Source organism: Streptomyces cinnabarinus (genome assembly GCF_027270315.1).
GTDB lineage: Bacteria > Actinomycetota > Actinomycetes > Streptomycetales > Streptomycetaceae > Streptomyces > Streptomyces cinnabarinus.
The window spans coordinates 1528884-1550788 of record NZ_CP114413.1; the positions used below are offsets into that span (position 1 = coordinate 1528884).

Below are 21905 nucleotides of genomic sequence, written 5' to 3' on the forward strand. Positions count from 1 at the left end.
GACAACGCACCCCGAGTCCGCCCCATCCGGCCCGCTACCAGCTGGTCTTGCGGTACAGCGACCCCATCGTCATGATCGTCGACGGGTCCAGCGCCCGCTCCGCGCCGGAGATGTCGTTGTTGGCGGCCACGTACTGGCGCCCCTGCCACAGCGGCAGCAGACGCGCGTCCTCGACGAGGATCTTCTGGGCCTCCTCGAACTCCTTCTCCACGGCGGCGCGGTCGCTCTCCTGCCGGGAGCGGGGCAGCAGTTCGCCGGTGATCTCGGGTGCCGGGTACGGCGTACCGAGGGCGTTCTTGTCGCCGACGAAGGGCGCGATGAAGTTGTCGGCGTCGGGGAAGTCGGGGGACCAGCCGCGGCCGAACACCGGGTACTCGCCCTCCTGGTAGCCCGTGACGTAGGTCTTCCAGGGGCGGCTCTTGAGGGTGATCTCGAACAGCCCGGACGCGTCCAGCTGCTTCTTGATCTCCTCGAACTCCGCCTTGGTCTCCGAGCCGTAGCGGTCCGTGGTGTACCAGAACTCGAGCGGCACCGGTTCGGTGATGCCGGCCTCGGAGAGGATCTGGCGGGCCTTGGAGGTGCTGGGCTGGCCGTAGTCGTCGAAGAAGCCCGTGGTGTGGCCGGTCAGGCCCTTGGGGACCATGGAGTACAGCGGCTCCACGGTGTCCTTGTAGACCTTGTGCGCGATGGCGGGGCGGTCCAGGACCTGGGCGATCGCCTTGCGGACGGCGGGCTTCGCGGCCCAGGAGTCCTTGGGGTTGAAGACCAGGTAGCTGATGGAGGTGCTGACGCTCTCCACGACCTGGAAGGTCTTCTGCGCCTCATGGGTCTGGAGGTCGAGGATGTCGTCGGCGGCCAGACCGCGGAAGGCGACGTCGAGCTCGTGCTCGCGCAGCGCGCCGACCATCTTGCTCGAGTCCTGGAAGTAGCGGATGGTCACGGCGTCGTTCTTGACCTCCGCGTACCCGTCGTAGCTGTCGTTGCGGACCAGCTCGGCCTTGTCGCCGTCCTGGTACGAATCCAGGTTGTACGGCCCGGAGCCGACGACCTTGCCGTCCTCGCGCAGCTTGTCGGCCGGGTAGCTGTCCGGGTCGACGATCGACATCGCGGGCGTGGCCAGCACGAACGGGAAGGTGGCGTCGGGCTTGTTGAGGTGGAAGACCACCTCGTTCTCGCCCAGCGCCTGGACCCGGTCGAGGCTGCCCAGCAGACCGGCGGGACCGCCGTTGACGTTGATGTCCCGGATCCGGTCGATCGAGTACTTGACGGCCTGCGCGTCCAGCGTGCCGCCGTTGGAGAACTTCAGGCCCTCGCGCAGCTCGCAGTGGTAGGCCGTGTTCGAGGCGTCGGTGAACTCGCACTTCTCGGCCGCGTCCGGCTCGGGCTTGCTCGCGCCCGCGGGGTAACTGAGCAACGTCTGGTAGATGTTGCGGAACAGTTCCCAGGAGCTGTCCCAGGACGCGGCGGGGTCCAGAGTGCTGGGCGCACTGGTCGTCCCCACGACGATCGGCCCCTCCTCGCCGGAGGAGTCCGACGAGAGCATTCCGCATCCCGCCAACAGGGACGATATGGACGCGATGGCCGCCACCTGCCGCAGGCATCGGTTCCGGTTGAACACGCGCACGCTCCTCGATCTGCCATACCAAGGGTCGGCAGACCATACCGCAGAGCTTCGCCGGTTGAACCGGTGTCTCACAACGGTTCTTGATCGATAAACCTTTGACTACGTTGTCAGCGCTCTGTGAACGTATTCGGTTTGGACGTTCCGCCCGGCTCTGTACACAGTCGGGCCCGCGTCTCCACCAGGGAGACACGGGCCCGATCCGGCCGTACGACGGTCAGCCGACGCCGGCGTTGAGGAAGATGCCGCCGTCCACGACGAGGGTCTGACCGGTGACCCAGTCGGACTGCTCCGAGGTGAGGAAGGCCGCGGCGCCGCCGATGTCGGAGGGCACGCCGAGGCGGGCCAGCGGGTAGGAGGCGGCCGCCTCCGCTTCCCGGCCCTCGTACAGCGCCTGGGCGAACTTGGTCTTCACCACGGCCGGGGCGATGGCGTTGACCCGCACCTTGGGCGCGAACTCGTGCGCGAGCTGCTGCGTGAGGTTGATCATCGCTGCCTTGCTGACGCCGTAGGCGGCGATGAAGGGCGAGGGCGCGATGCCCGCGACGGAGGCGATGTTGACGATCGCGCCGCCGTTGTCCTTCTGCCAGGCGTGCCAGGTCTTCTGCGCGAAGCCCAGCGCCGAGATCACATTGGTCTCGAACACCTTGCGGGCGACATCCAGGTCCAGGTCGGCGATCGGCCCGAACACCGGGTTGGTACCGGCGTTGTTGACCAGGAAGTCGACGCGGCCGAAGGCCTCCATGGCGCGCTGGACGGCGACGGCCTGGTGCTCCTCGTCGTGCGCCTTGCCGGCGATGTAGATCGCGCGGTCGGAGCCGAGCTGCTCGACGGCCTCCTTGAGGGCGTCCTCGTTGCGGCCCGTGATGGCGACCCGGTCGCCGCGCGCGACGAGCGCCTCGGCGACGCCGTATCCGATACCGCGGCTGGCGCCCGTGATCAGGGCGACCTTGCCGGAGAGTTCCACCGATGTCATGTGCGTGATCTCCTAGTCGAGCGGTCCGCCGGCGACGTACAGCACCTGGCCGGAGACAAAGCCGGCCGCCTCGCCCGTGAAGAAGGCGATGGCGTTGGCGATGTCCTCGGGGTAGCCGACGCGCTGGACCGGGATCTGGGTGGCGGCGGCGGCCTTGAAGTCGTCGAAGCCCATGCCGACGCGCTCGGCGGTGGCCGCGGTCATGTCGGTGGCGATGAAGCCGGGGGCGACGGCGTTGGCGGTGATGCCGAACTTGCCGAGTTCGATGGCGAGGGTCTTGGTGAAGCCCTGCATACCGGCCTTGGCGGCGGAGTAGTTGACCTGGCCGCGGTTGCCGAGGGCGGACGACGAGGAGAGGTTGACGATCCGGCCGAACTTGGCGTCCACCATGTGCTTCTGGCAGGCCTTCGACATCAGGAAGGCGCCGCGCAGGTGGACGTTCAGGACCGTGTCCCAGTCGGACGCGCTCATCTTGAACAGCAGGTTGTCGCGCAGCACGCCCGCGTTGTTGACCAGGATGGTCGGCGCGCCGAGCTCCTGGGCGATCCGCGCGATGGCGGCCTCGACCTGCGCCTCGTCGGAGACGTCGCAGCCGACCGCGAGGGCCTTGCCGCCCTCCGCGGTGATCTTCTCCACGGTGTCCTTGCAGGCGCCCTCGTCGAGGTCGATGACGGCCACCGCGTGGCCCTCGGCGGCCAGCCGTACGGCGGTGGCGGCACCGATTCCGCGCGCTGCGCCGGTGACTACGGCGACCCGCTGGTCAGTGGTGGACATGGCTGCTTCTCCTCGCCCTTGGGGTGCGGCTCAGCGACCGACTCTTCGGTGAGCGACCGCTTAGTACCTTCAGCAGACGTGACGCTAGAAGCCCTGGCACCCGGTGTCAACGGCAGCCCGGCCCCATGTGATCCATTACCTGAGCTCTTCCGCCATCCTCGCGCACCCACTGCCGCCAGGAGCACCCGTTCGGCCCCGCTCCGCGCGTCCCCGCGCCAGGTCGCCCCTAGCGTCGGCCGAGGGCCGTCCGTGGCTCGGAAGGGAGGCGCACCATGCGCCGTCGCACCGGGGCCGCCGGCATCTTGATCGCCATGTCCGCGATCGTGCCGCTGGCCGACATCGCACACGCACAGGACCTGGACTGCCGGGACTTCAGCACCCAGGAGGAAGCGCAGGCCGAATTCGACCGCGACCCCAGTGATCCGCACCGACTCGACGAGGATCAGGGCCCGGACGACGGCATCGCCTGCGAGGCGCTCCCCCGGCTCGGCACCGCCGTCAGCACCGTCCCGCCCGTCACCCTGACCCCCACCCTCGCCGTCACCCCCACCCCCACTCCCACGCCCACGCTCACGCCCGCTGCCACCGTCACCCCGACGCTCGGCGTCCGCGGTGGGCTGGGCGGTTCGACGGACGCGAGGATCGGCGGCTGGGCGGTCGGAGCGGGGTTCGCCCTGGTCACCGGCGGTGCCGTCGCGGCCGGCTACGTCGTCAGGCGGCGGCGCGGCTGAGTCAGCGCACCAGCAGGTCCAGGAGGCGATCCGGTTCCGCGGTGGGGTCGGTGGTGAGGCCGGTGTGGAGCGGGCCCGGCTGGACGATCGTGGAGCGGGGGGCGATGAGCCAGCGGAAGCGGCGGCCCGCGTCGTCGAGGGCCGCCTGGCCCGCCGCCCGGCCGCCGGAACAGACGCGTTCCACCGCCCCGAGTGCCGCGCGGACTCCGGCCACGTCCGCCTCGGGGTCCAGGGCCAGCAGGCGGGGCTCGTCGAGGTGGGTGCGGACGCCGACGTAGGACCTGGCGCGGGAGTAGACCAGTACCCCGGCGTTGATGCACTCGCCGCGCTCGATCCGGGGGACGACCCGCAGGACGGCGTACTCGAAGACCTCGCGCTCGCTCGGGCCTCCCTTGATGAAGTGGCGGTCGTCGCTCACTGGGTTCCCTCGATTCGCTCGTGGATGACGGCGGCGCGGGCCAGCAGCGGGCGGGCGTAGGCGCGGCGGAGGTCGTCCGGGGTGTCGAAGCCCGGTTCGTCGGTGAGCCAGGCGTCCGGGATCTCCGCCGTGACTTCCGTCAGCAGGTCCTCGGTGACGAGGGGGGCCAACTCCGCTGCCGCCGCTGCCAGATCGGGCCCGAAGGGCGTCAGCGCGTGGTCCGAGGCGTCGTAGGGGCGCGCCGAAGACGCCTCCGCGCCGGGCCAGTTGTGGTGCCAGATCATGGTCGCGCCGTGGTCGATGAGCCACAACTCCCCCCGCCACATCAGCAGGTTGGGGTTGCGCCAGGAGCGGTCGACGTTGTTGACGAGCGCGTCGAACCAGAGGATCCGCCCGGCCTCCTCGGGGCTCACCGTGAACGCCAGCGGGTCGAAGCCGAGCGCGCCGGACAGGAAGTCCATGCCCAGGTTGGTCCCCCCGCTGGCCCTGAGCAGCTCCTGCACCTGCTGCTCGGGTTCGCCGAGACCCAGCACCGGATCGAGCTCGACCGTGACCAGCCGGGGCATCCGGAATCCCAGCCGGCGGGCGAGTTCCCCGCACACCACCTCGGCGACCAGCGTCTTGCGGCCCTGTCCGGCGCCGCGGAACTTCAGGACGTACGTCCCGAAGTCGTCGGCCTCCACGAGCCCCGGCAGCGAGCCGCCCTCGCGCAACGGCGTGATGAAGCGGGTCGCGATCACTTCCTTGAGCATCGCCCCAGGTTACTGGCGCTCTGAACGGGAAACCCGCGTCGCCCGTACCTGAGGGCGCAAGGCTACCCCCGTGGAAGGGAAGACCGGCATGACCAGCGAACCGCTCCACCCCGTCACGACCCCGAGCCGCCGTACCGTCGTGGCGGCGGTCGGTGCCGTGGGGCTCACCTTCGCGCTGAACGCGTGCGGTTCGGAGGACGAGGAGCCGTCCGAGTCGACCGGGTCGTCCGGAGCGGCGGCGGCCGGGGCCGGCGGAACGGCCGTGGCGAAGACCTCGGACATCCCGGAGGGCGGGGGCAAGATCCTCAACGACCACAAGGTCGTGGTCACCCAGCCGACCGCGGGCACCTTCAAGGCGTTCTCGTACGAGTGCACCCACCAGGGCTGCCCGGTGACCGGCGTCGCGGACGGCGCGATCACCTGCCCGTGCCACAACAGCAGGTTCTCCATCGAGGACGGCAGTGTGCAGAAGGGGCCCGCCACCCAGCCGCTGCCCGCCCGGGAGGTCAAGGTGGAGGGGGACTCGATCACACTGGCCTGAGCCGCCGGTCACGCCTGAGGGCGGCCAGCACCTCGTCGGTGGTCGCGAGCGTGGCGACCAGGGAGAGGGTGTGCCGGATCATCGCGGGGGTGTATTCGGCGGGCACCCCGGCGATCGCGTCGGTGGGCACCACGGCCGTGTAGCCCCGGTTGACCGCGTCGAACACGGCGTTGGGGATCGCCACATTGGCCGAGACCCCGGTCACCACCAGCGTGCGGCAGCCCAGGTTGCGCAGCAGGGCGTCGACGTCGGTGCCCTGGATCGGCGACAGGCCGTGCAGCCGCCGTACGACGAAGTCCTCCTCATGGACCTCGATCGGGGCGGCGAGCCGGACCGCGGTGGTTCCGGACAGCTGCTGCACGGGCAGCCGTCCGGCGGCGCGGAACAGCCGGGCGTTGCGATTGGCGCCGCGGCCGTCGGGGCGGCGCTCGGCGATCGCGTGGATCACCTGGAGCCCGTGGGCGTGGGCGCCGGCCACCAGCCGGGCCACATTGGCGAGGGCGCCGGAGGAGCGGGCCTCCTCGGCAAGTGCGGGCAGTGCGCTGTCCGGTCCCACCACCCCCTGCTGGCACTCGACGGTGAGCAGGACGGTGCCCGCGGGGTCCAGGAGTTCGCTGAGCTGGTCGTACGACGGCACGGTTCCCCCTTGTCGCCGACGGTCTGGGGCGGGCGACGATAGCCACCATTGCGTTCGGACGGAAGACGGCCCATCCTTTTCTGACGTGATGTCAGAGGATCTCCTCTGGCACGACGTGGGAGAACGAGGGGGACGCATGACGGTCACTCAGCGCCGGGGCCGGAAGATCATGATGACGCCGGGCGAACTGGACGAGTTCCTGTACACCCAGCGCACGTGCCGGGTCGCCACGGTGTCGGCGGAGGGCGCCCCGCATGTGAGCACCCTGTGGTTCGCCTGGGACGGCACCTCGCTGTGGCTGTACTCGGTGGTGCGCAGCAGGCGCTGGACCCAGCTGCGCCGCGACCCGCGGGTCGCCGTGGTGATCGACACGGGCGAGGAGTACGACGAGCTGCGCGGCGCGGAGCTGTCCGGGACGGTGGAGTTCGTGGGCGAGATCCCCCGCACCGGCGAACTGCGCGCCGAACTCGACGCGATCGAGACGCTGTTCGCGCGGAAGAACTTCGGCCTGGAGGAGATGCCGCACGACGGCCGCCACGCGTGGATGCGGCTGACACCGACGAAGACGGTGTCCTGGGACTTCAGAAAGCTGGGGTCGAGCTAGCCCCGATCCGTTCCCCCGCCGCCCGCAGCGCCTTGACCGCCGCCCTGATCGACGGACGCCGGTCCGCGTCCGCCCGCCAGATCACGTACACGTGCCGCCGCACCCGCTGCCGCAGCGGCACCGCGACGACTCCCTCGGGCATGGGGTTGCGGCCGAGCAGCGGGACCACGCAGACGCCGAGCCCGGCGGCGACCAGGCCGAGTTGGGTGTGGGTCTCGGCCGCGCGGTGGCCGACGATCGGCTCGATGCCCTTGGAGCGCAGGGTGAACATCAGCCACTCGTGACAGAACTCGCCCTGGCCCCAGGTGATCCACTCGTCCTCGGCGAAGTCGGCGAGGTCCACCTCCTCGCGGCCCGCGAAGCGATGGCCGACGGGCATCGCCACATCGGCGGGGTCGTCCAGGATCGGCGCCTTGACCAGTCCGTCCGGGAGCGGCATCGGCTTGTTGTACCAGTCGAGCACCACGGCCAGGTCGAGATCGCCGCGGACCACTCCGGCGACGCCGTTCTCCGGTTCCAGCTCGCAGGAGCGCAGCCGCAGCGCCGGGTGCTCGGCGCGCAGCGCGGCGAGGGCGACCGGGAAGAGGCCGCGCGCGGCCGTCGGGAAGGCCGCCAGTCTCAGCTCGCCCGCGACCTGCCCGCGCTGCGCCTCCAGATCGGACTGGGCCAGCTCGACCTGGGACAGGATCCGTGCCGCGTGCTCCGCGAGCAGCCGTCCGGCGTCGGTGAGCCGCACGCCCCGGCCGTTCTTGGCGAGCAGCTGCTGGCCGACCTCCCGCTCCAGCTTGGACATCTGCTGCGAGACGGCGGAGGTGGTGATGTGCAGCCCTTCGGCCGCACCGCTGACCGAGCCGTGCCGGGCGAGGGCGTCGAGGGTGCGCAGGCGCTCCAGGTTCAACATGTAAGCAATGCTACGAGATAAGGCTCGCGAATTCTCGCTTGTGCTACGAGATTGCCATGCCGCACCCTGTTCCCATGACCCGCTCCCGCTCGCTGCTCGACTGGCGACTGCGCTTCGCCGCCCTCTCCCTGATCTGGGGCTTCAGTTTCCTGCTCATCAAGGTGGGCACCGACGGCTACGCCCCGTTCCAGGTCACCTTCGGCCGGCTGCTGTTCGGTACGGCGGTGCTCGCCGTCGCCATGACGGTACGCCGGGAGAGGCTCCCGCGCGGGGCGCGCACCTGGGGGCATCTGACAGTCGCCGCGCTGCTGCTGAACGCGCTGCCGTTCTCGCTGTTCGCCTACGCGGAGCTGACGATCCCCTCGACGCTCGCGGGCATCTGCAACGCCACCTCCCCGCTGTGGGGCATGGCCCTGTCCCTGGTCGCCCTCTCCGAGGACCGGCCCACCCGGCTCCGGGTCGCGGGCCTCGGCGTCGGCTTCCTCGGCGTCCTGACGGTGCTCGGCGCCTGGCAGGGCTTCGCGGGCATGGACGCGCGCGGCACCGGCATGGCCCTGCTGGCCTCGCTCTGCTACCCGATCGGCTGGATCTACGTCCGGCGCACCCTGGCCGGGGCGGGCTCCTCGAACCTGTCGCTGACCGGCGCCCAGTTGCTGCTCGCCACCGGGCAACTGGCCGTCGTCACCCCGCTGTTCACCACCGCCCCGACCGACTTCCCGCTGCTCCCCCTGCTCGCGGTCGCGGCCCTCGGCGCCCTCGGCACCGGCTTCGCGGTGCTGCTCCAGTACGGACTCGTCGCCGAAGTCGGCCCGACGACCGCCCAGATGGTCACGTACTTCATCCCGGTCATCGCCACGGCGGCGGGCGTCGCCCTGCTCGGCGAGTCGCTGACCTGGTCGACACCGGTCGGTGCGCTGATCGTCCTGGCGGGGGCGGCGCTGACCCAGATACGCCCGCGCGAGCGGGGAGAGACGGCCGTCGAGGCCGAGCGCCCCGCGCGGGAGCGCGCCGAGGCAGCCTCCTAGTCGCGCTGCGGTCGGGAGCAGGGCGTACGGCCGAAGGCGGCGCGCCCCTCACCCCGCTGCGGCCCGGAGCCAGGCGTACGACTGAAACAGCCCCTGAACTCCGCAACGGTCCGAATCCCGGTGTACGGCCAAGGCGGCGCCCTAGACCCCGCTGCGGTCCGGAGCGGGGCGTACAGCGGAGGCGATGGCGTCGGCCAGGGGCCCGGTCTCCGCCTCCGTCAGGGTCGAGACCGTGACGCGCATCCCGGGACCGGAGTCCAGGCGGAAGCGGGCGCCGGGGGCGACGGCCCAGCCCGCGTGCAGGAGACGTGAGACGGCACCCGTCTCGTCCGGCACGGGCACCCAGACGTTCATGCCGGTGCGGCCCCGCGCGGTGACGCCTCGTTCGGCGAGCGCGTCGATCAGCAGATCCCGGCGGCCGCCGTACCGTGCCGCCACCGCCTTCGGGTCGATCGCGCCGTCCGCCCACAGCCGGGCCACGGCCCGCTGGAGCATCAGGCTGACCCAGCCGGGCCCGAGGCGCTGGCGGCCGCGCACCCGGTCCACGGTGACGGCGTCGCCGGTGAGCACCGCGAGGCGCAGATCGGGGCCGTACGCCTTGGCGGCGGAGCGGACGAAGGCCCAGTGATCGGTGGTGCCGGCCAGCGGGCTCAGCGGGACGTCGACGATCGCGTGGCCGTGGTCGTCCTCGATGAGCAGGGTCCGCGGGTGCTCCCGGAGCACGGAACGCAGCGCACGCGCGCGTGTCGCGCTCACCGCGGCGCCGGTCGGGTTCTGGGCGCGGTCGGTGACGATCAGGGCGCGGGCCCCGGCGCCGAGCACCCGGCGCACATCGTCCGGGAGCGGCCCGTCGTCGTCGACACCCACGGGTGCGACGCGCAGCCCGAGCGCCGGGACGAGGTCGAGGGCGCTGCGCCAGCCCGGGTCCTCGACGGCGACGGTGTCCCCCGGCCGCAGATGCGCAGCCAGGACGCGCTCGATGGCGTCCAGCGAGCCGGAGGTGACGGCCAGCGGCCCTTCCGGAACCCCGTCGGCGTCCAGTTGCGCCCGCGCGAGGCGCGCCAGCTCGGGATCCACGGGCTCGTCGCCGTACAGCACGGGGTCGCGGTCGCCCCGTTCCGTCGCCGCCGCGAACGCCGGGCCGAGCGGGGGCAGCAGCGCCGGATCCGGGTTGCCGTTCGCCAGGTCCCGCACCCCGGCGGGGACGTCCGTGCGGACGTACTCACGGGCGGTGGTGGCCGGTTTGGGGCGCACCCGGCTCCCCCGGCGACCGGCGGTCTCGATGACCCCACGCTCCCGCAGGGTGCGATAAGCCGCCGCGACGGTATTGGGATTCACCCCCAGCTCGATTGCCAACTCCCGCATCGGCGGCAGCAGTTGCCCCGGCTCCAGGGCTCCGGAACCGACCGCGGCCTCGATGCCGGCCGCAATCTCTGCTGCGCGCCGACCCGTGATCCGATATTCTCCTAGCACAAACCAGATTATGCACTAGTGCAATGGAGACCGCAATGCAGGGGACGCAGCAGCCGACATCGGAACCCGCCGCCTACACGCCGACCGACCGCACGGTTCCCACCCGCTCCGCCGAGCGGGCGTCGTACGACAAGGAGCTGGTGCACTCGATACTCGACGAGGCCTATGTCTGCCATCTCGGCTTCGTCCGGGACGGTTCGCCGGTGGTGCTGCCGACACTGTTCGGGCGGGTCGGTGACCGGCTCTACGTGCATGGCTCGACGGGCTCGCGCCCGCTGCGGATGACGGGGCAGGCCGACCCGGGGCTGGAGGTGTGCCTCACCGTCACGCACGTGGACGCGCTGATCCTGGCCCGTTCGGCGTTCCACCACTCGATCAACTACCGGTCCGTGGTGGTGCACGGCGTCGCCCACCAGGTGACGGACCCGGAGGAGAAGCGCCTCGCCCTGGACGCGCTGGTCGACCATGTGGTCCCGGGCCGCTCGGCGGACTCCCGGCCCGCCAACAAGAAGGAGCTGGCCGCCACCGCCGTCATCCGCCTCGACCTGAACGAGGTCTCCGCGAAGCTCCGCACGGGCGGTGTGAACGACGAGCCCGAGGACCTCGCCCTCCCGCACTGGGCCGGAGTGGTCCCGCTGCGCAAGGGCTACGAGACCCCGCTCGACGACCCGGACCTGGCGCCCGGCACGGAGCTTCCCGCCTACCTCGGGTGACCGTGTCCCAGGCCTTATGCGACGGTGCTCCGAGCCGCCGGCTCCCGCTCGGCGCCGCCGCCCGCGACCGGTTCCGGGGAACCCTTGCTCGGGGCCGAGGACTGGGCGATGAAGGCGCCGAGCAGGACGACCGCGCCGCCGATGATCTGCGGGGCGGAGAGGTGCTCGCCGAGCAGGATCCAGGCGAGCACGGTCGCGATGACCGCTTCCAGACAGGCGACGACGCCCGCGACCTGCGGGGAGAGCCGGCGCACCGAGACCACGCCGGTGACGTAGGCGACGACGGTGGCGATCAGCACGATCCAGGAGAGCAGCAGCGCGGCCGCGACCGGGGTGCCGTTCATGTCCGCGCCGTCCGCGAGGACGGACCACTCCATCGACCAGGGGCGGGACACGACGGTCAGCACGGCGGCGCCGACCAGGAGGCCGTAGGCGATGACGCCGAGCGGGTCCGGGGCCTCGTCGGCCGAGTCGGTGCCCTGGTCGGACAGGACGAAGTAGCCGACCTGGCAGCAGGCGGCGCCGAGTGCGAGGAGCAGGCCGAGGGCGTCGAAGCTGAGGCCCGCCCACACCTCGACGACACAGGCCAGCCCGCCCACCGCGAGGACCACTCCGAGCGCGGCGGCCCGGGTCACCGGGCGCCGCTGCACGAACCGCACCCAGCCCAGTACCAGCGCGGGCGCGAGGTACTCCACGAGGAGCGCGACGCCGACCGGGATCCGGGAGATGGAGGCGAAGTAGAAGGCCTGCACACCGGCCACGCCGAGCAGTCCGAACCCGGCGAGCAGCGCGGGGCGGCGGCGCACCAGGTCCCGGTGGCGCACGGCGAGCGGCAGCATCACCAGCGCCGCTCCGGCCACCCTCAGCCACACCACGTGCAGCGGGTCGAGCCCCGCCTCGATCAGCGGCTTGGCCGCGACACCGGATCCCCCGAAGGCGAGCGCCGAGGCGAGGGCGAGGCCGAGCCCCATCCCCTTGCCGCGACTGCCCTGACTGCTCTCTGACGTACGCACCGGCACATGATGACAGGCGATGACATGAGCGTCACCCCCAATGACACCTGTCTCAGCGAGTGGACGGCACAAGACCCCTCAGCAGGCCCCACAGCAGACCTCTGGGCGCCCGCCCTCAGTAGCCGCCCTCCCAGGCGTGCCGCTCGGGGCGGCTGTCGATCCGGGCGTACACCTCGCCCGCGTCGATCCCCGCTCGGGCCAGCACCTCGACCGCCCGCGCCTCCCTGTCCACGACGATCGCGGCGAGCAGGTCGACGCCCCGAGCGGGTTCGTCGCCCCGGCCGGCGGCACGGGCGCAGGCGTACTCCAGCGCGCCCGCGGCCAGCGGCGAGAGTCCGTCGGCGGTCACCAGGGGCACGGCCCCGGAGTCCTCGACGCTGCCCTGCCAGCGCAGGCCGTAGCCGATGCTGCGCTGGACGAGATAGCCGAGCAGCCGGGCGATCTGGGGCCCGTCGTCGAAGACGGACCGCACCTCGGGGTCGTACTCCAGCAGGGAGTGCAGCAGATGGGCGGTGTCGACGTGGCGGTCCGCGTCCCGCACCGCGCGTCGGCGGGCGGCGGAGATCACCGCTGCCAGTTCGGCCGTGAGCCGGGCATCGTCGTCCGGGCGCCCTCCGGCCTGGTCGTGGTCCGGCTGACGGGGGATACGGGGTTGCACACCCTTACCCCATCAGCCCCGGCGGCCCGGGTCATCCGCGGAGGGATGCATCTTCGCGTCCCACACAAAGTGGACCCGGCGGGCCGGAATCTCCTCCTTGGGGATGAGATCAGGCCCTTGTCGCCCGAACGGGCGCGCCGCCGTGCACCGCGCTCCCCGCGCGCAACCACGGCGCCCTCCCGGACGTCCAACAGGTGCATGGAGAGCAGGTGCTGGCTGGTCGCGTTGCCGGCCGTCGACGGCAGACAGTACGTCTACCGGGTGTACGCCCCGGAGGACGCGCTGCCCGCCGACCTGTTCTGGGACGCCTGGCACTGCCACGACGAGAGCACCCACCCGCGCGCGTGGGACCTGTTCGACGCGGCGGTCATACGCCTCGTCGGCTGAGCCCGGCCGGGGTCCGGTCCCCACGCTTCTCTCCACACTTCGCTTCTCTCCACACTTCCTGACGGTTCATCAGTATTGAATGTTCCAGGCCCTGCGGCTACGTTCCGCGACACCGTAGCCCGAGACGAAGGGGTGGTCGCATGGCCGAAGTCAGCGCGGAGGCACGGATCGGGGCACCGGCCGACAAGGTGTGGGCACAACTCGTCGACTGGCCCGCGTACGGCGAGTGGAACGCGACCCACACCAGCTTCCCCAAGGGCGGACCGACGGCGCTGGAAGTGGGCGGGACCTTCCAGGAGAACATGAAGCTGATGGGCTTCCCGGCCGAGGTCGAGTGGACGATCGAGGAGCTGGAACCGGCCCGGGTGCTGGCCCTGCGCGGCAAGGGGCCGATGGCCGTGAGCGTCGCCACCCGCTACACGCTGACGCCGGACGGGGACGCCACGACGGTCCGTATCGACGGGGAGTTCACCGGCGCCGCGGTCTCGCTGATGGCGGGCCGCCTCAAGGACTCGGGCACGGCGGCCCTGAACGAGTCGCTGCGGAAGCTGGCCGGGCTGGTGAGCTGAGCCCCTGCAACGCGAAGGGCGCCCCGCGGAGGATTCCACGGGGCGCCGCACTCACGGCTGCCGTCAGTCCTCGTCGGCGAGGATCAGATACAGCTTCTTGCGCGCTTCGTTGATCACGGAGATCGCCTTCTCGCGCTGCTCCTTGCTGCCGGTCTTCCAGACCTGGCCGAAGGCCTCCATCAGGCCGAACCCGGCCTGCCGGATATCGTTCACGGCCTCCCAGTCCACGCCTCGGGAGGCTTCCTCCCAGGGCGCGTCGGGGCCGTCGTCGGCCGCGGTACGGCCGGCCTCGGTGAGGGAGAACAGCTTCTTGCCACCCTCGCTCTCGCTGGCGATCAGGCCCTCGTCCTCCAGCAGTTGAAGGGTCGGGTACACCGAGCCGGGGCTGGGCTTCCACGCCCCGCCGCTGCGCTCGGCGATCTCCTGGATCATCTCGTAGCCGTGCATCGGCCGGTCCTTGAGCAGGGCCAGGATCGAGGCGCGCACATCACCGCGTCGCGCCCTCCCCCGCGGGCCACCACGGCCCCTGGGCCCCCAGTGCCCGCCCGGGCCCGGACCACCGCCGAACCCCGGGCCACCGAAGCCGGGACCACCAGGCCCGAAGGGCCCGAAGGCGCCACGCCGGCCATCGAAACCGCCCCGGCCCTGATGACCGGCACCACTGTGTCCACGTTCGAATCCATGGGAACGCATCGCAATCACTCCATTCCATCGTTGATCTGTCGCGATGCGTCAACGATATATCGGAACTGTTCTTACGGCAACCCCCTGCCGACGGCGCACCGCGCCCCGAAATCGGTCCAGCACCCCCGAATTGGCCTTGGCCTGCGGCTTTGCCGCCCCTCTAACGTCGAGGGATGCGCATCCGAATCGTCGACGCCTTCACCGACCGCCCCTTCTCCGGGAACCCCGCCGGGGTCCTGCTCCTCGACGCCTTCCCCGCCGACGACTGGCTCCAGAAGGTCGCCCTGGAGGTCAACCACGCCGAGACCGCGTTCGCCCACCGACTCTCCGACGACCCCGGGGCCGACTGGGCGCTGCGCTGGTTCACACCGGCGGCCGAGGTCGCGATGTGCGGACACGCCACGCTCGCCACGGCCCACGTGCTGCGCGCCACCGGCGCTCACGAGGGCCCGGTACGGTTCGCCACCCGCAGCGGCGTGCTGATCGCGACGCCTCGCGAGGACGGCTCCTTCACCCTCGACTTCCCCACCGCCCCGCTCACCGCGTCCGGGATCCCGGACGGCGTCGCCGAGGCACTGGGTGCCGAGCCGCTGACCGCCTGCGACACCGGCCCGAACGTGGGCGACCTGCTGGTCGAGCTCGCCGACGAGAAGACCGTCCGTGCCCTGACCCCCGACCACCGGGCCCTCGGCGCCTTCTCCGAGCGGGGCATCATCGCCACCGCCCGCGCGGAGGACCCCGCCCGGGGCTACGACTTCGTCTCCCGCTGCTTCTTCCCGAACGTGGGCATCGACGAGGACCCGGTCACCGGCAGCGCCCACACCGCCCTGGCGCCGTTCTGGTCCGAGCGCCTCGGCCGCCCCGACCTCACCGGCCTCCAGGCCTCCCCGCGCTCCGGCCTGGTCCGCACCGAGGTACGCGGCGACCGCACCCTGCTCGGCGGCAGCGCGGTCACCGTGATCGACGGCGAACTGCTGGCCTAGCAGCCGAAAGGGGCGTACGAGATCCTCGTACGCCCCTCCCTGCCCTGAAGCGCCCGCTCACGCCGTCGGCAGCCAGTCCACCTTCCCCGCCAGCAGCGCGTACCCGACGAACGCACCGATGTCGAGCAGCGAGTGCGCCACGACCAGCGGTCCGACGCGGCCCCAGCGGCGGTAGAGGTAGACGAACACCACGCCCATCACCATGTTGCCGATGAAGCCGCCGATGCCCTGGTAGAGGTGGTACGAGCCGCGCAGGACGGAGCTGGCCACGAGCGCGGCGCCGGGTGTCCAGCCCAACTGGTGGAGCCGGCGCAGCAGGTAGCCGACCACGATGACCTCTTCGAGGATCGCGTTCTGGAGCGCCGACAGGATCAGTACCGGGTACTTCCACCACACCTCGGGCAGTGCCTCCGGCACCACGGTGAGGTTGAAGCCGAGGCCGCGGGCGGCGAGGTAGAAGGCGATGCCGCTGCTGCCGATCACCGCGGCGATCGCGGCGCCCCGGCCCAGGTCGAACCAGGGGCGGGTGCGGTCGAAGCCGAGAGCCCGCAGGCCGCTGCCCTCGCGGATCAGGAAGTGCGCGACGAGGAGCACCGGCACCAGGGAGGTGGTGATCCCGAAGAGCTGCCAGGCGAGGTCCAGCCAGGGGCGGCCCGGCGCCGCGGAGGCGTTGAGCGTGGCCGCCTGGTCCTTCAGGCCGCCGGGCTTGGTGACCGAGCCGATGAAGCTGATCAGTGCGGAGACCCCGCTCGCACCGAGCGAGAGCGCCAGTACCAGCAGCGTCTCGTCCCGCAGGATCCGCCGCGAGGGGACCTCCGGAGGGAATGAACCGGCCGCGGGGCCCGCCTCCGCCTGCACACTGCCTCCCAGGGGCACCACCGTCATCGGACGTCACAGCTTGCCCGACCAGTATGCGGTGGACGGCGGCGGCCCCCGGTCAGGGCCCCTCAGCCGAGCGGGACGGCCTCCGGCAGACCCACCGGCCAGGTGTGCACGGGCTCGCCCAGGTGCATCAGCTCGCAATAGCGGCGGGTCGTGGCCGCCAGGGCGGCGTCGCGGGAGAGCCCCTGCTCCAGGGCCCGGTGGAAGGTGGCGGACTGCCAGGAGGCGCCGTTGGCCCGGCGTCGGCAGCGCTCCTCGATGACCCCGAGATACAGCTCCCGGTCGGCGCGCTCGACCCCCCACGCCTCTAGACCGGCCTCCGCGAGCGGCAGCAGTTCGTCGCGCACGAGGGTGGCCGCGTCGACCTCGGTGACGCCGCCGTACCGGCCGCGCCGGGGCCACTGGAGGCGGGCGTCGATGCCGTGCCGGCAGGCGGTGTCGAAGTTGGCGGCGGCGGCCTCGAAGGGCAGCCGGGTCCACACCGGGCGCTGTTCCTCGGCGAGGGCACGGATGACGCCGTAGTAGAAGGCCGCGTTGGCGATGACGTCCGTGACGGTGGGTCCGGCGGGCAGCACGCGGTTCTCGACGCGGAGGTGCGGGACGCCGTCGGCGATGCCGTAGACGGGGCGGTTCCAGCGGTACACCGTGCCGTTGTGCAGGACGAGTTCGGCGAGCGAGGGGACGCCGCCCTCATCGAGCACGCGCAGGGGGTCCTCGTCGTCGCAGATCGGCAGCAGGGCGGGGAAGAAGCGCAGGTTCTCCTCGAAGAGATCGTAGGCGGAGGTGATCCAGCGTTCCCCGAACCAGGTGCGCGGGCGGACGCCCTGGGCCTGGAGCTCGGGCGGACGGGTGTCGGTGGACTGCTGGAACAGCGGGGGCCGGGACTCGCTCCACAGCTCCCGGCCGAACAGGAACGGCGAGTTGGCGCCGACCGCGACCTGCGCGGCGGCGATGGCCTGCGCCGCGTTCCAGACGTCGGCGAAGCGGGCCGGGGTGACCTGGAGGTGCAGTTGGACCGAGGTACAGGCGGCCTCGGGCGCTATGGACTTCGAGGTACAGGTGAGATGCTCCACGCCCGCGATGTCGAGCACGAAGTCCTCGCCGCGGGCGGCCACGATCTGGTCGTTGAGGAGCGTGTAGCGGTCCACGTCGGAGAGGTTGGAGGAGACCAGGTCGTCCCGGCCGAGTGTCGGCAGAATGCCGATCATCACGATTCCGGCGGACAGCTCTCCGGCTTTTCGATGGGCATATGCCAGGGAGGTACGGAGTTCCTCCGCGAGCTGGTCGAATACCTGCCCGCCGAGCCGGTGCGGGGCGATGTTGACTTCCAGGTTGAACATGGCGAGTTCTGTTTGGAAATCCCGGCTCGCGATCCGCTCGAGAACCTGCGCATTCAACATTCTCGGCATGCCGTCGGCTCCAGCGAGATTCAATTCGATCTCGAGCCCCATGAGGTTCTTCGGGCGATCGAACCGCTTCTCCGCCAGAAGCCGCTCCAGGCCCGCCAGACACTTCCGGAGCTTGTCGCGGTAGCGCTGGCGGTCGGACAGATCGAACCGACCTGCCACGACCTTCTCCCCCATCGAAGCATCCCTCCTCGAATGGACGGGCCGAAGATCCGGCCGCCGGTGTCCCGGGTCAGGTGGGATGATGCCCAGCCGAAGCGATCGATAACGTCCCGGCCGGACCCTCCTCCCGCTAGGCTGTCGGACGTGACCGGCGGCACATTCACCGGGCATGGGTCAGCGCGCGGTTTCGGGCGGCTCGACGAACTCGTGAAAAACGCCGACGAGAATTGGCCGACCGCTTCTCGTGCGGTTCCCGAGGTCACCGCGACACTGTCCTTCCGGAATCGGGATGATTACCGCGGATCGCCGACCGAATGCGCCCTTGCCGAGTGCGCCGGAAACGGGTAGACGAAACACTCACTGAACACTTGTCGTATAAACTCCGCGGACAAGGCGGAAGGCTGGCGCCCGGTCGGAGGACCTGCCGTAGCGATCGACGTACGGCAGGCCTCACGCGCACCCACGCATCCCAGGCCTCGGCCCATGCCTCTCCGCCCCCGCGAGCTGACAGCGCCGTCCGCCCCGCCCTCGCGCCACCGTGCCCGTCTCATGAGAGGCGACCCACCATGCCGCTGCATGTCCCCCCGGCTCCCGCGCCCGCACTTCGCTCCGTCCTCGCCGCCCTGGGGTCTCCCACCGCGGTCCGCGAGGCCCGAACGCCGTCCCTGCGCGCCGCCCAGGGACCCGCCACTCCGGAACTGCCGTTGCCGGTGCACGTCCTGGACGGCATCACCGCCACCGGACCCTCCGTCACCCGGCTAGCCGGATGGCGGTTCCTGATCCGCTGCGGCGACCGCGCCGTAGCCGCCGCCGAGACCCGCCTGACCCCCGACGGCTGGGCCTTCTCACACTTCTTCGAAGGGCCCTACATCACCTCCACCGAGCAAGCGCTGCGCCAGGCCGACACGATGCCGCAGCCCTACCAGCCCCGGCTGCTGTCCGTCCCCGGCCTGTACATGCTGACGCTGTGGCTGCACGGCGACCCCGCCGCCGACGCCACCGCCGGCCACCCGGAGCCCACGGACCTGCTGGTCCCGCTGGCCCCGGCACCCCCCGGCATCGCGGCCCACCGGCCGCACCGGGCCGCCGATCTGCTCCCGGTGCTCACCCACCGCGTGACCCCGGCGCCCCTGCTCGGCTCACCCGCCTGAGCCGCCGTCCCGGCTCCCCGCACCCCGCCACCGGCACACCGGTCGCGGGGTGCGGCGCTGTGCGCGGCGCCAGTCGCTCGTACGAGCGCGAGGACGCTCCGCAGAGCCTCCGACCTGCATGGACTAGTCCGCTCCGGCCACTGCGAACCACCCGAAAGGACAGTGCAGTTGGACTGAACCGTCCGCGCGAGTGATGCGTCATCAACCTGTGAGAAGCGGTGCACCGAAATCCCTGCGGATTGACGCCCGTGGGGCAACACTGGGTTCGAACCACTTGTCGCAACGGGGGCGGCCATGAACATCACGACAGAGCGAAAGATCCCATCCATGTGCCAGCACCAGCCACCGTGTCCCTCCGCAGACTCCGCCGACCGGGAATCGGCGCGCCTCATGGCGCACCACCCGGAACAGGGCTGGAGCCTGCTGTGCAACGGCGTTCTGCTCTTCGAGGACACCGGTGAGCTCCTGCCCGACGGCCAGATCATCGCCCCGCACCGCCCGCTGGGCGCCGACCAGGTGATGACCGCGGCCTGAGCGCGGCCGGGCGGCCGAAACGGCCGCCCGGAGACCTTGGGGGCCGGCCGCAGACCCGTTCTGCGCACCGGCCCCGACGCATGTCCGGGGGCGGTCACTGACCGTAGTTCTCCGTGCGTGCTCGGTCCGGGCTTCCACGGGCACCGGTTTTCCGGAAGACTTCTGGAAGTTTTCGGCAACGGGTCGACGGAGGTGGGCAGTTGTCAGAGGAGCACGCCGATGGCAGGGTCACCATCACGGAGATCGCCCGGCAGGCCGGGGTCTCGGTGCCCACCGTCTCGCGGGTCGTCAACGGCCGGTCCGACGTGTCCCCGCGGACCCGCGCCCGGGTGGAGGACCTGCTGCGCGCACGGGTATCGGAAGCGGGCCTCGGCAGCCCCCGCCACCCTCGTCGACCTGGTCTTCAACGATCTCGACAGCCCCTGGGCAGTGGAGATCATCCGCGGCGTGGAGGAGGTCGCGCACGCCGCCGGCGTCGGGACCGTGGTCTCGGCGATCCACGGCCGCTCGGGCGACGCCAGGGAGTGGATGCGCAATCTGCGGGCCCGCGCCTCCGACGGCGTCGTCCTGGTCACCTCGGCCCTGGAGCCGGTGCTGCACGAGGAGTTGCGGCTCCTCGGCGTGCCGTTGGTGGTGGTCGACCCGGCGGGCTCGCCCGTCCTCGACGTGCCCACGATCGGCGCCGCCAACTGGGCGGGCGGACTCGCGGCCACCGAGCATCTGCTGGCCCTCGGCCATCGCCGGATCGGCCTGATCGCGGGCCCGCCGCGGCTGCTGTGCTCTCGGGCCCGCTTCGACGGCTACCGCGCGGCCCTGGAGGGCGCCGGTCTCGCGGTGGACGACTCCCTGGTCGTCCCCGGCGACTTCCGCCCCGAGTCCGGCTGTACGGGCTGCACCGCGCTGCTCGATCTGCCCGAGCCGCCGACCGCCGTGTTCGCGGCCAGCGACCAGATGGCGCTCGGCGCGATCGAGGCACTGCGCCGACGGGGCCTGAGGGTCCCGGAGGACATGAGTGTGGTCGGTTTCGACGACCTTCCGGAAGTGCGCTGGTCGGCGCCGCCGCTGACCACGGTGCGCCAACCCCTCGCCGACATGGACAAGTTGGCCGTCCGTACCGTGCTGCGGCTGGCCGCGGGCGAACGGCCGGACTCGCCCCGGGTGGAACTGGGCACGGAGCTGGTGGTGCGGTCGAGCACCGCACCACCGTCCGCACCTGCTACTTGAGGGCCTCCCGGATCGCGTAGTACGCGGGCTTGGGCTGCAGTTGCTCGTCCCACGGCAGGGCCGCGCCCTCGCCGTCGAAGAAGGCCGGGATCCAGGAGTACTTGTCCGTGTAGTCCCAGATGGTGATGCCCACGCAGCGGCGCACCGCCAGACACGCCTCGGTCAGGTCCATGTACCACTGGGCCTGCGTGGCCAGCTTCTGTTCGTCCGCGGGCACGTACATGCGGATGTCGACCTCGGTGAGCGCGGTGTCGAGACCGAGCCGGGAGAAGCGGCGGAGGTTGTCCTCCAGCGTGGTCGGATAGCCGTACTGGAGCGCCAGATGGGCCTGGAGTCCGATGCCGTGCAGCGGGACGCCCTCGGCCCTCAACTCCTGGGCGAGCTTGAAGTAGGCGTCGCTCTTGGGGCCGATCGACTCGATGTTGTAGTCGTTGAGGTAGAGCTTCACCCGAGGATCGGCCTGGTGGGCCCAGCGCAGGGCGTCGGCGATGTAACCGGGGCCGAGGGTCTTGTAGAAGACGGTCTCCCGGTAGGTGCCGTCCTCGTTGAACGCCTCGTTGACGACGTCCCAGGCGAACACCTTGCCCCGGTAGTGCCGTACCTCCGTCTGGATGTGCTTCTTCAGGACCGCCCGCAGCTCGGGCGCCGTCCACTCGCGGCTGGTCAGCCAGTTGGGCAACTGGCTGTGCCAGACCAGGGTGTGGCCGCGCACCTTCTGGCGGTTGGCGCGGGCGAGGTCGACGATCTCGTCGCCCGCGGAGAAGTCGAAGACGCCCTGCTGGGGTTCGGTGGCGTACCACTTCATGCCATTGCCGGGGGTGATCTGGTCGAACTCGCTGTCCAGGATCGCCTTGTACGGCTCGTCCACCAGCTCGGGGTTGTCGGTGGCGCTGCCGAAATAGCGGCCGTGGCGCTGGGCGAGTTCGGCGAGGGTGGGCGGCTCGTTGTGGCCTTCACCGCAAAGACCCTGGGCGGACGGGGCGGTGACGGCGACCAGTACGGCGGCCAGGGCACCGACGAGTCTGAGACGGTTCCTGCGGTTCTTGCGCATGGTGCGACTCCTCACGGAACAAAGGGGGTGTGGGT

24 protein-coding genes and 1 pseudogene are annotated in these 21905 nt (G+C 71.2%); 11 read left to right on the forward strand and 14 right to left on the reverse strand.

Annotated elements, in window-relative coordinates:
* Positions 1-34 precede the first annotated feature (34 nt).
* The 3 genes from STRCI_RS06835 to fabG form a co-directional block, all read right to left on the reverse strand.
* Positions 35-1618, reverse strand: coding sequence for an ABC transporter substrate-binding protein (locus tag STRCI_RS06835; RefSeq protein WP_269657953.1), 1584 nt, complete (start codon positions 1616-1618; stop codon positions 35-37).
* A gap of 220 nt (positions 1619-1838) precedes the next feature.
* Positions 1839-2597, reverse strand: a complete 759-nt coding sequence (locus STRCI_RS06840; protein ID WP_269657954.1) for an SDR family oxidoreductase — start codon at positions 2595-2597, stop codon at positions 1839-1841.
* A 12-nt stretch (positions 2598-2609) separates the two neighbouring features.
* Positions 2610-3371, reverse strand: coding sequence for a 3-oxoacyl-ACP reductase FabG (gene fabG, locus STRCI_RS06845; protein WP_269657955.1), 762 nt, complete (start codon positions 3369-3371; stop codon positions 2610-2612).
* 272 nt (positions 3372-3643) lie between these two features.
* Here fabG and STRCI_RS06850 point away from each other — a divergent pair, with 272 nt between their 5' ends.
* Positions 3644-4102: an excalibur calcium-binding domain-containing protein gene (locus STRCI_RS06850; RefSeq protein ID WP_269657956.1), complete on the forward strand. Its 459-nt coding sequence runs from the start codon at positions 3644-3646 to the stop codon at positions 4100-4102.
* Position 4103: 1 nt separating this feature from the next.
* Here STRCI_RS06850 and STRCI_RS06855 read toward each other — a convergent pair whose 3' ends face one another.
* Both STRCI_RS06855 and STRCI_RS06860 read right to left on the reverse strand, forming a co-directional pair.
* Positions 4104-4520 carry a DUF3037 domain-containing protein gene (locus STRCI_RS06855; protein WP_269657957.1) on the reverse strand — a complete coding sequence of 139 codons (417 nt, stop codon included), beginning with the start codon at positions 4518-4520 and terminating at the stop codon, positions 4104-4106.
* Entirely contained in the window at positions 4517-5272 is a 756-nt protein-coding gene (locus STRCI_RS06860) for a HipA family kinase (protein WP_269657958.1), read from the reverse strand. Before STRCI_RS06860 ends, STRCI_RS06855 begins: the two co-directional genes overlap by 4 nt.
* 88 nt (positions 5273-5360) lie before the next feature.
* Here STRCI_RS06860 and STRCI_RS06865 point away from each other — a divergent pair, with 88 nt between their 5' ends.
* Positions 5361-5813, forward strand: a complete 453-nt coding sequence (locus STRCI_RS06865) for a Rieske (2Fe-2S) protein (protein WP_269657959.1) — start codon at positions 5361-5363, stop codon at positions 5811-5813.
* Here the strand turns inward: STRCI_RS06865 and STRCI_RS06870 are convergent.
* Positions 5800-6450 carry a cysteine hydrolase family protein gene (locus tag STRCI_RS06870; protein ID WP_269657960.1) on the reverse strand — a complete coding sequence of 217 codons (651 nt, stop codon included), beginning with the start codon at positions 6448-6450 and terminating at the stop codon, positions 5800-5802. The two genes, STRCI_RS06865 and STRCI_RS06870, sit on opposite strands and share 14 nt — an antisense overlap.
* Positions 6451-6586: 136 nt before the next feature.
* On the opposite strand from STRCI_RS06870, the gene STRCI_RS06875 reads away from it, so the two are divergent.
* Positions 6587-7054: a pyridoxamine 5'-phosphate oxidase family protein gene (locus STRCI_RS06875; RefSeq protein ID WP_269657961.1), complete on the forward strand. Its 468-nt coding sequence runs from the start codon at positions 6587-6589 to the stop codon at positions 7052-7054.
* On the opposite strand, the gene STRCI_RS06880 is transcribed toward STRCI_RS06875, so the two are convergent.
* Positions 7032-7955 (reverse strand): LysR family transcriptional regulator, encoded by a 924-nt coding sequence (locus STRCI_RS06880; RefSeq protein ID WP_269657962.1) that lies wholly within the window; start codon positions 7953-7955, stop codon positions 7032-7034. The genes STRCI_RS06875 and STRCI_RS06880 overlap by 23 nt on opposite strands.
* 74 nt (positions 7956-8029) lie before the next feature.
* Here STRCI_RS06880 and STRCI_RS06885 point away from each other — a divergent pair, with 74 nt between their 5' ends.
* Positions 8030-8980, forward strand: coding sequence for a DMT family transporter (locus STRCI_RS06885; protein WP_269657964.1), 951 nt, complete (start codon positions 8030-8032; stop codon positions 8978-8980).
* 141 nt (positions 8981-9121) lie between these two features.
* On the opposite strand, the gene STRCI_RS06890 is transcribed toward STRCI_RS06885, so the two are convergent.
* A complete protein-coding gene (locus tag STRCI_RS06890) occupies positions 9122-10453 on the reverse strand; it encodes an aminotransferase class I/II-fold pyridoxal phosphate-dependent enzyme (RefSeq protein ID WP_269657965.1) in 1332 nt (443 codons plus the stop codon).
* Positions 10454-10488: 35 nt separating this feature from the next.
* Here STRCI_RS06890 and STRCI_RS06895 point away from each other — a divergent pair, with 35 nt between their 5' ends.
* Positions 10489-11166 carry a pyridoxamine 5'-phosphate oxidase family protein gene (locus STRCI_RS06895; RefSeq protein WP_269657966.1) on the forward strand — a complete coding sequence of 226 codons (678 nt, stop codon included), beginning with the start codon at positions 10489-10491 and terminating at the stop codon, positions 11164-11166.
* Positions 11167-11180: 14 nt separating this feature from the next.
* Here the strand turns inward: STRCI_RS06895 and STRCI_RS06900 are convergent, their stop codons facing one another.
* Positions 11181-12185, reverse strand: coding sequence for an EamA family transporter (locus STRCI_RS06900; protein ID WP_269657967.1), 1005 nt, complete (start codon positions 12183-12185; stop codon positions 11181-11183).
* Between the two features lie 109 nt (positions 12186-12294).
* Positions 12295-12837, reverse strand: a complete 543-nt coding sequence (locus STRCI_RS06905) for a peptidase (RefSeq protein ID WP_269657968.1) — start codon at positions 12835-12837, stop codon at positions 12295-12297.
* A gap of 198 nt (positions 12838-13035) precedes the next feature.
* Here STRCI_RS06905 and STRCI_RS06910 point away from each other — a divergent pair, with 198 nt between their 5' ends.
* Positions 13036-13224: a hypothetical protein gene (locus tag STRCI_RS06910; RefSeq protein ID WP_269657969.1), complete on the forward strand. Its 189-nt coding sequence runs from the start codon at positions 13036-13038 to the stop codon at positions 13222-13224.
* 140 nt (positions 13225-13364) lie between these two features.
* Positions 13365-13793 carry a type II toxin-antitoxin system Rv0910 family toxin gene (locus STRCI_RS06915; protein WP_015661945.1) on the forward strand — a complete coding sequence of 143 codons (429 nt, stop codon included), beginning with the start codon at positions 13365-13367 and terminating at the stop codon, positions 13791-13793.
* Positions 13794-13856: 63 nt separating this feature from the next.
* Here STRCI_RS06915 and STRCI_RS06920 read toward each other — a convergent pair whose 3' ends face one another.
* Entirely contained in the window at positions 13857-14486 is a 630-nt protein-coding gene (locus STRCI_RS06920) for a PadR family transcriptional regulator (protein ID WP_269657970.1), read from the reverse strand.
* A gap of 164 nt (positions 14487-14650) precedes the next feature.
* Here STRCI_RS06920 and STRCI_RS06925 point away from each other — a divergent pair, with 164 nt between their 5' ends.
* Complete coding sequence (locus STRCI_RS06925; RefSeq protein WP_269657971.1) at positions 14651-15460, forward strand: PhzF family phenazine biosynthesis protein; 810 nt, start codon at positions 14651-14653, stop codon at positions 15458-15460.
* 57 nt (positions 15461-15517) lie between these two features.
* Here STRCI_RS06925 and STRCI_RS06930 read toward each other — a convergent pair whose 3' ends face one another.
* Both STRCI_RS06930 and STRCI_RS06935 read right to left on the reverse strand, forming a co-directional pair.
* Positions 15518-16318: a CPBP family intramembrane glutamic endopeptidase gene (locus STRCI_RS06930; protein WP_269664501.1), complete on the reverse strand. Its 801-nt coding sequence runs from the start codon at positions 16316-16318 to the stop codon at positions 15518-15520.
* Positions 16319-16407: 89 nt separating this feature from the next.
* The gene (locus tag STRCI_RS06935; protein WP_269657972.1) at positions 16408-17925 is read right to left on the reverse strand and encodes a glutamate-cysteine ligase family protein; all 1518 of its coding nucleotides are present in this window, start codon (positions 17923-17925) and stop codon (positions 16408-16410) included.
* A 551-nt stretch (positions 17926-18476) separates the two neighbouring features.
* On the opposite strand from STRCI_RS06935, the gene STRCI_RS06940 reads away from it, so the two are divergent.
* The 3 genes and pseudogenes from STRCI_RS06940 to STRCI_RS06950 all read left to right on the forward strand — a co-directional run bounded on the left by STRCI_RS06940 (position 18477) and on the right by STRCI_RS06950 (position 20819).
* Positions 18477-19061 carry a hypothetical protein gene (locus STRCI_RS06940; protein ID WP_269657973.1) on the forward strand — a complete coding sequence of 195 codons (585 nt, stop codon included), beginning with the start codon at positions 18477-18479 and terminating at the stop codon, positions 19059-19061.
* Between the two features lie 327 nt (positions 19062-19388).
* A complete protein-coding gene (locus STRCI_RS06945; RefSeq protein ID WP_186282666.1) occupies positions 19389-19595 on the forward strand; it encodes a DUF5999 family protein in 207 nt (68 codons plus the stop codon).
* Between the two features lie 200 nt (positions 19596-19795).
* Positions 19796-20819 (forward strand): annotated as a pseudogene (locus STRCI_RS06950) (LacI family DNA-binding transcriptional regulator).
* Here STRCI_RS06950 and STRCI_RS06955 read toward each other — a convergent pair.
* A complete protein-coding gene (locus tag STRCI_RS06955; RefSeq protein ID WP_269657974.1) occupies positions 20812-21870 on the reverse strand; it encodes an endo-1,4-beta-xylanase in 1059 nt (352 codons plus the stop codon). The pseudogene STRCI_RS06950 and the gene STRCI_RS06955 overlap by 8 nt on opposite strands.
* Positions 21871-21905: the final 35 nt, after the last annotated feature.

Bases quoted from the DNA above. Each gene is read 5' to 3' on its own strand.
- STRCI_RS06910 (WP_269657969.1), top strand. From the start codon at position 13,036: ATGGAGAGCAGGTGCTGGCTGGTCGCGTTGCCGGCCGTCGACGGCAGA.
- STRCI_RS06925 (WP_269657971.1), top strand. From the start codon at position 14,651: ATGCGCATCCGAATCGTCGACGCCTTCACCGACCGCCCCTTCTCCGGG.
- STRCI_RS06895 (WP_269657966.1), top strand. From the start codon at position 10,489: ATGCAGGGGACGCAGCAGCCGACATCGGAACCCGCCGCCTACACGCCG.
- STRCI_RS06940 (WP_269657973.1), top strand. From the start codon at position 18,477: ATGCCGCTGCATGTCCCCCCGGCTCCCGCGCCCGCACTTCGCTCCGTC.
- STRCI_RS06935 (WP_269657972.1), bottom strand. From the start codon at position 17,925: ATGGGGGAGAAGGTCGTGGCAGGTCGGTTCGATCTGTCCGACCGCCAG.
- STRCI_RS06875 (WP_269657961.1), top strand. From the start codon at position 6,587: ATGACGGTCACTCAGCGCCGGGGCCGGAAGATCATGATGACGCCGGGC.
- STRCI_RS06880 (WP_269657962.1), bottom strand. From the start codon at position 7,955: ATGTTGAACCTGGAGCGCCTGCGCACCCTCGACGCCCTCGCCCGGCAC.
- STRCI_RS06885 (WP_269657964.1), top strand. From the start codon at position 8,030: ATGACCCGCTCCCGCTCGCTGCTCGACTGGCGACTGCGCTTCGCCGCC.
- fabG (WP_269657955.1), bottom strand. From the start codon at position 3,371: ATGTCCACCACTGACCAGCGGGTCGCCGTAGTCACCGGCGCAGCGCGC.
- STRCI_RS06840 (WP_269657954.1), bottom strand. From the start codon at position 2,597: ATGACATCGGTGGAACTCTCCGGCAAGGTCGCCCTGATCACGGGCGCC.
- STRCI_RS06850 (WP_269657956.1), top strand. From the start codon at position 3,644: ATGCGCCGTCGCACCGGGGCCGCCGGCATCTTGATCGCCATGTCCGCG.
- STRCI_RS06860 (WP_269657958.1), bottom strand. From the start codon at position 5,272: ATGCTCAAGGAAGTGATCGCGACCCGCTTCATCACGCCGTTGCGCGAG.
- STRCI_RS06955 (WP_269657974.1), bottom strand. From the start codon at position 21,870: ATGCGCAAGAACCGCAGGAACCGTCTCAGACTCGTCGGTGCCCTGGCC.
- STRCI_RS06920 (WP_269657970.1), bottom strand. From the start codon at position 14,486: ATGCGTTCCCATGGATTCGAACGTGGACACAGTGGTGCCGGTCATCAG.
- STRCI_RS06865 (WP_269657959.1), top strand. From the start codon at position 5,361: ATGACCAGCGAACCGCTCCACCCCGTCACGACCCCGAGCCGCCGTACC.
- STRCI_RS06915 (WP_015661945.1), top strand. From the start codon at position 13,365: ATGGCCGAAGTCAGCGCGGAGGCACGGATCGGGGCACCGGCCGACAAG.
- STRCI_RS06945 (WP_186282666.1), top strand. From the start codon at position 19,389: ATGTGCCAGCACCAGCCACCGTGTCCCTCCGCAGACTCCGCCGACCGG.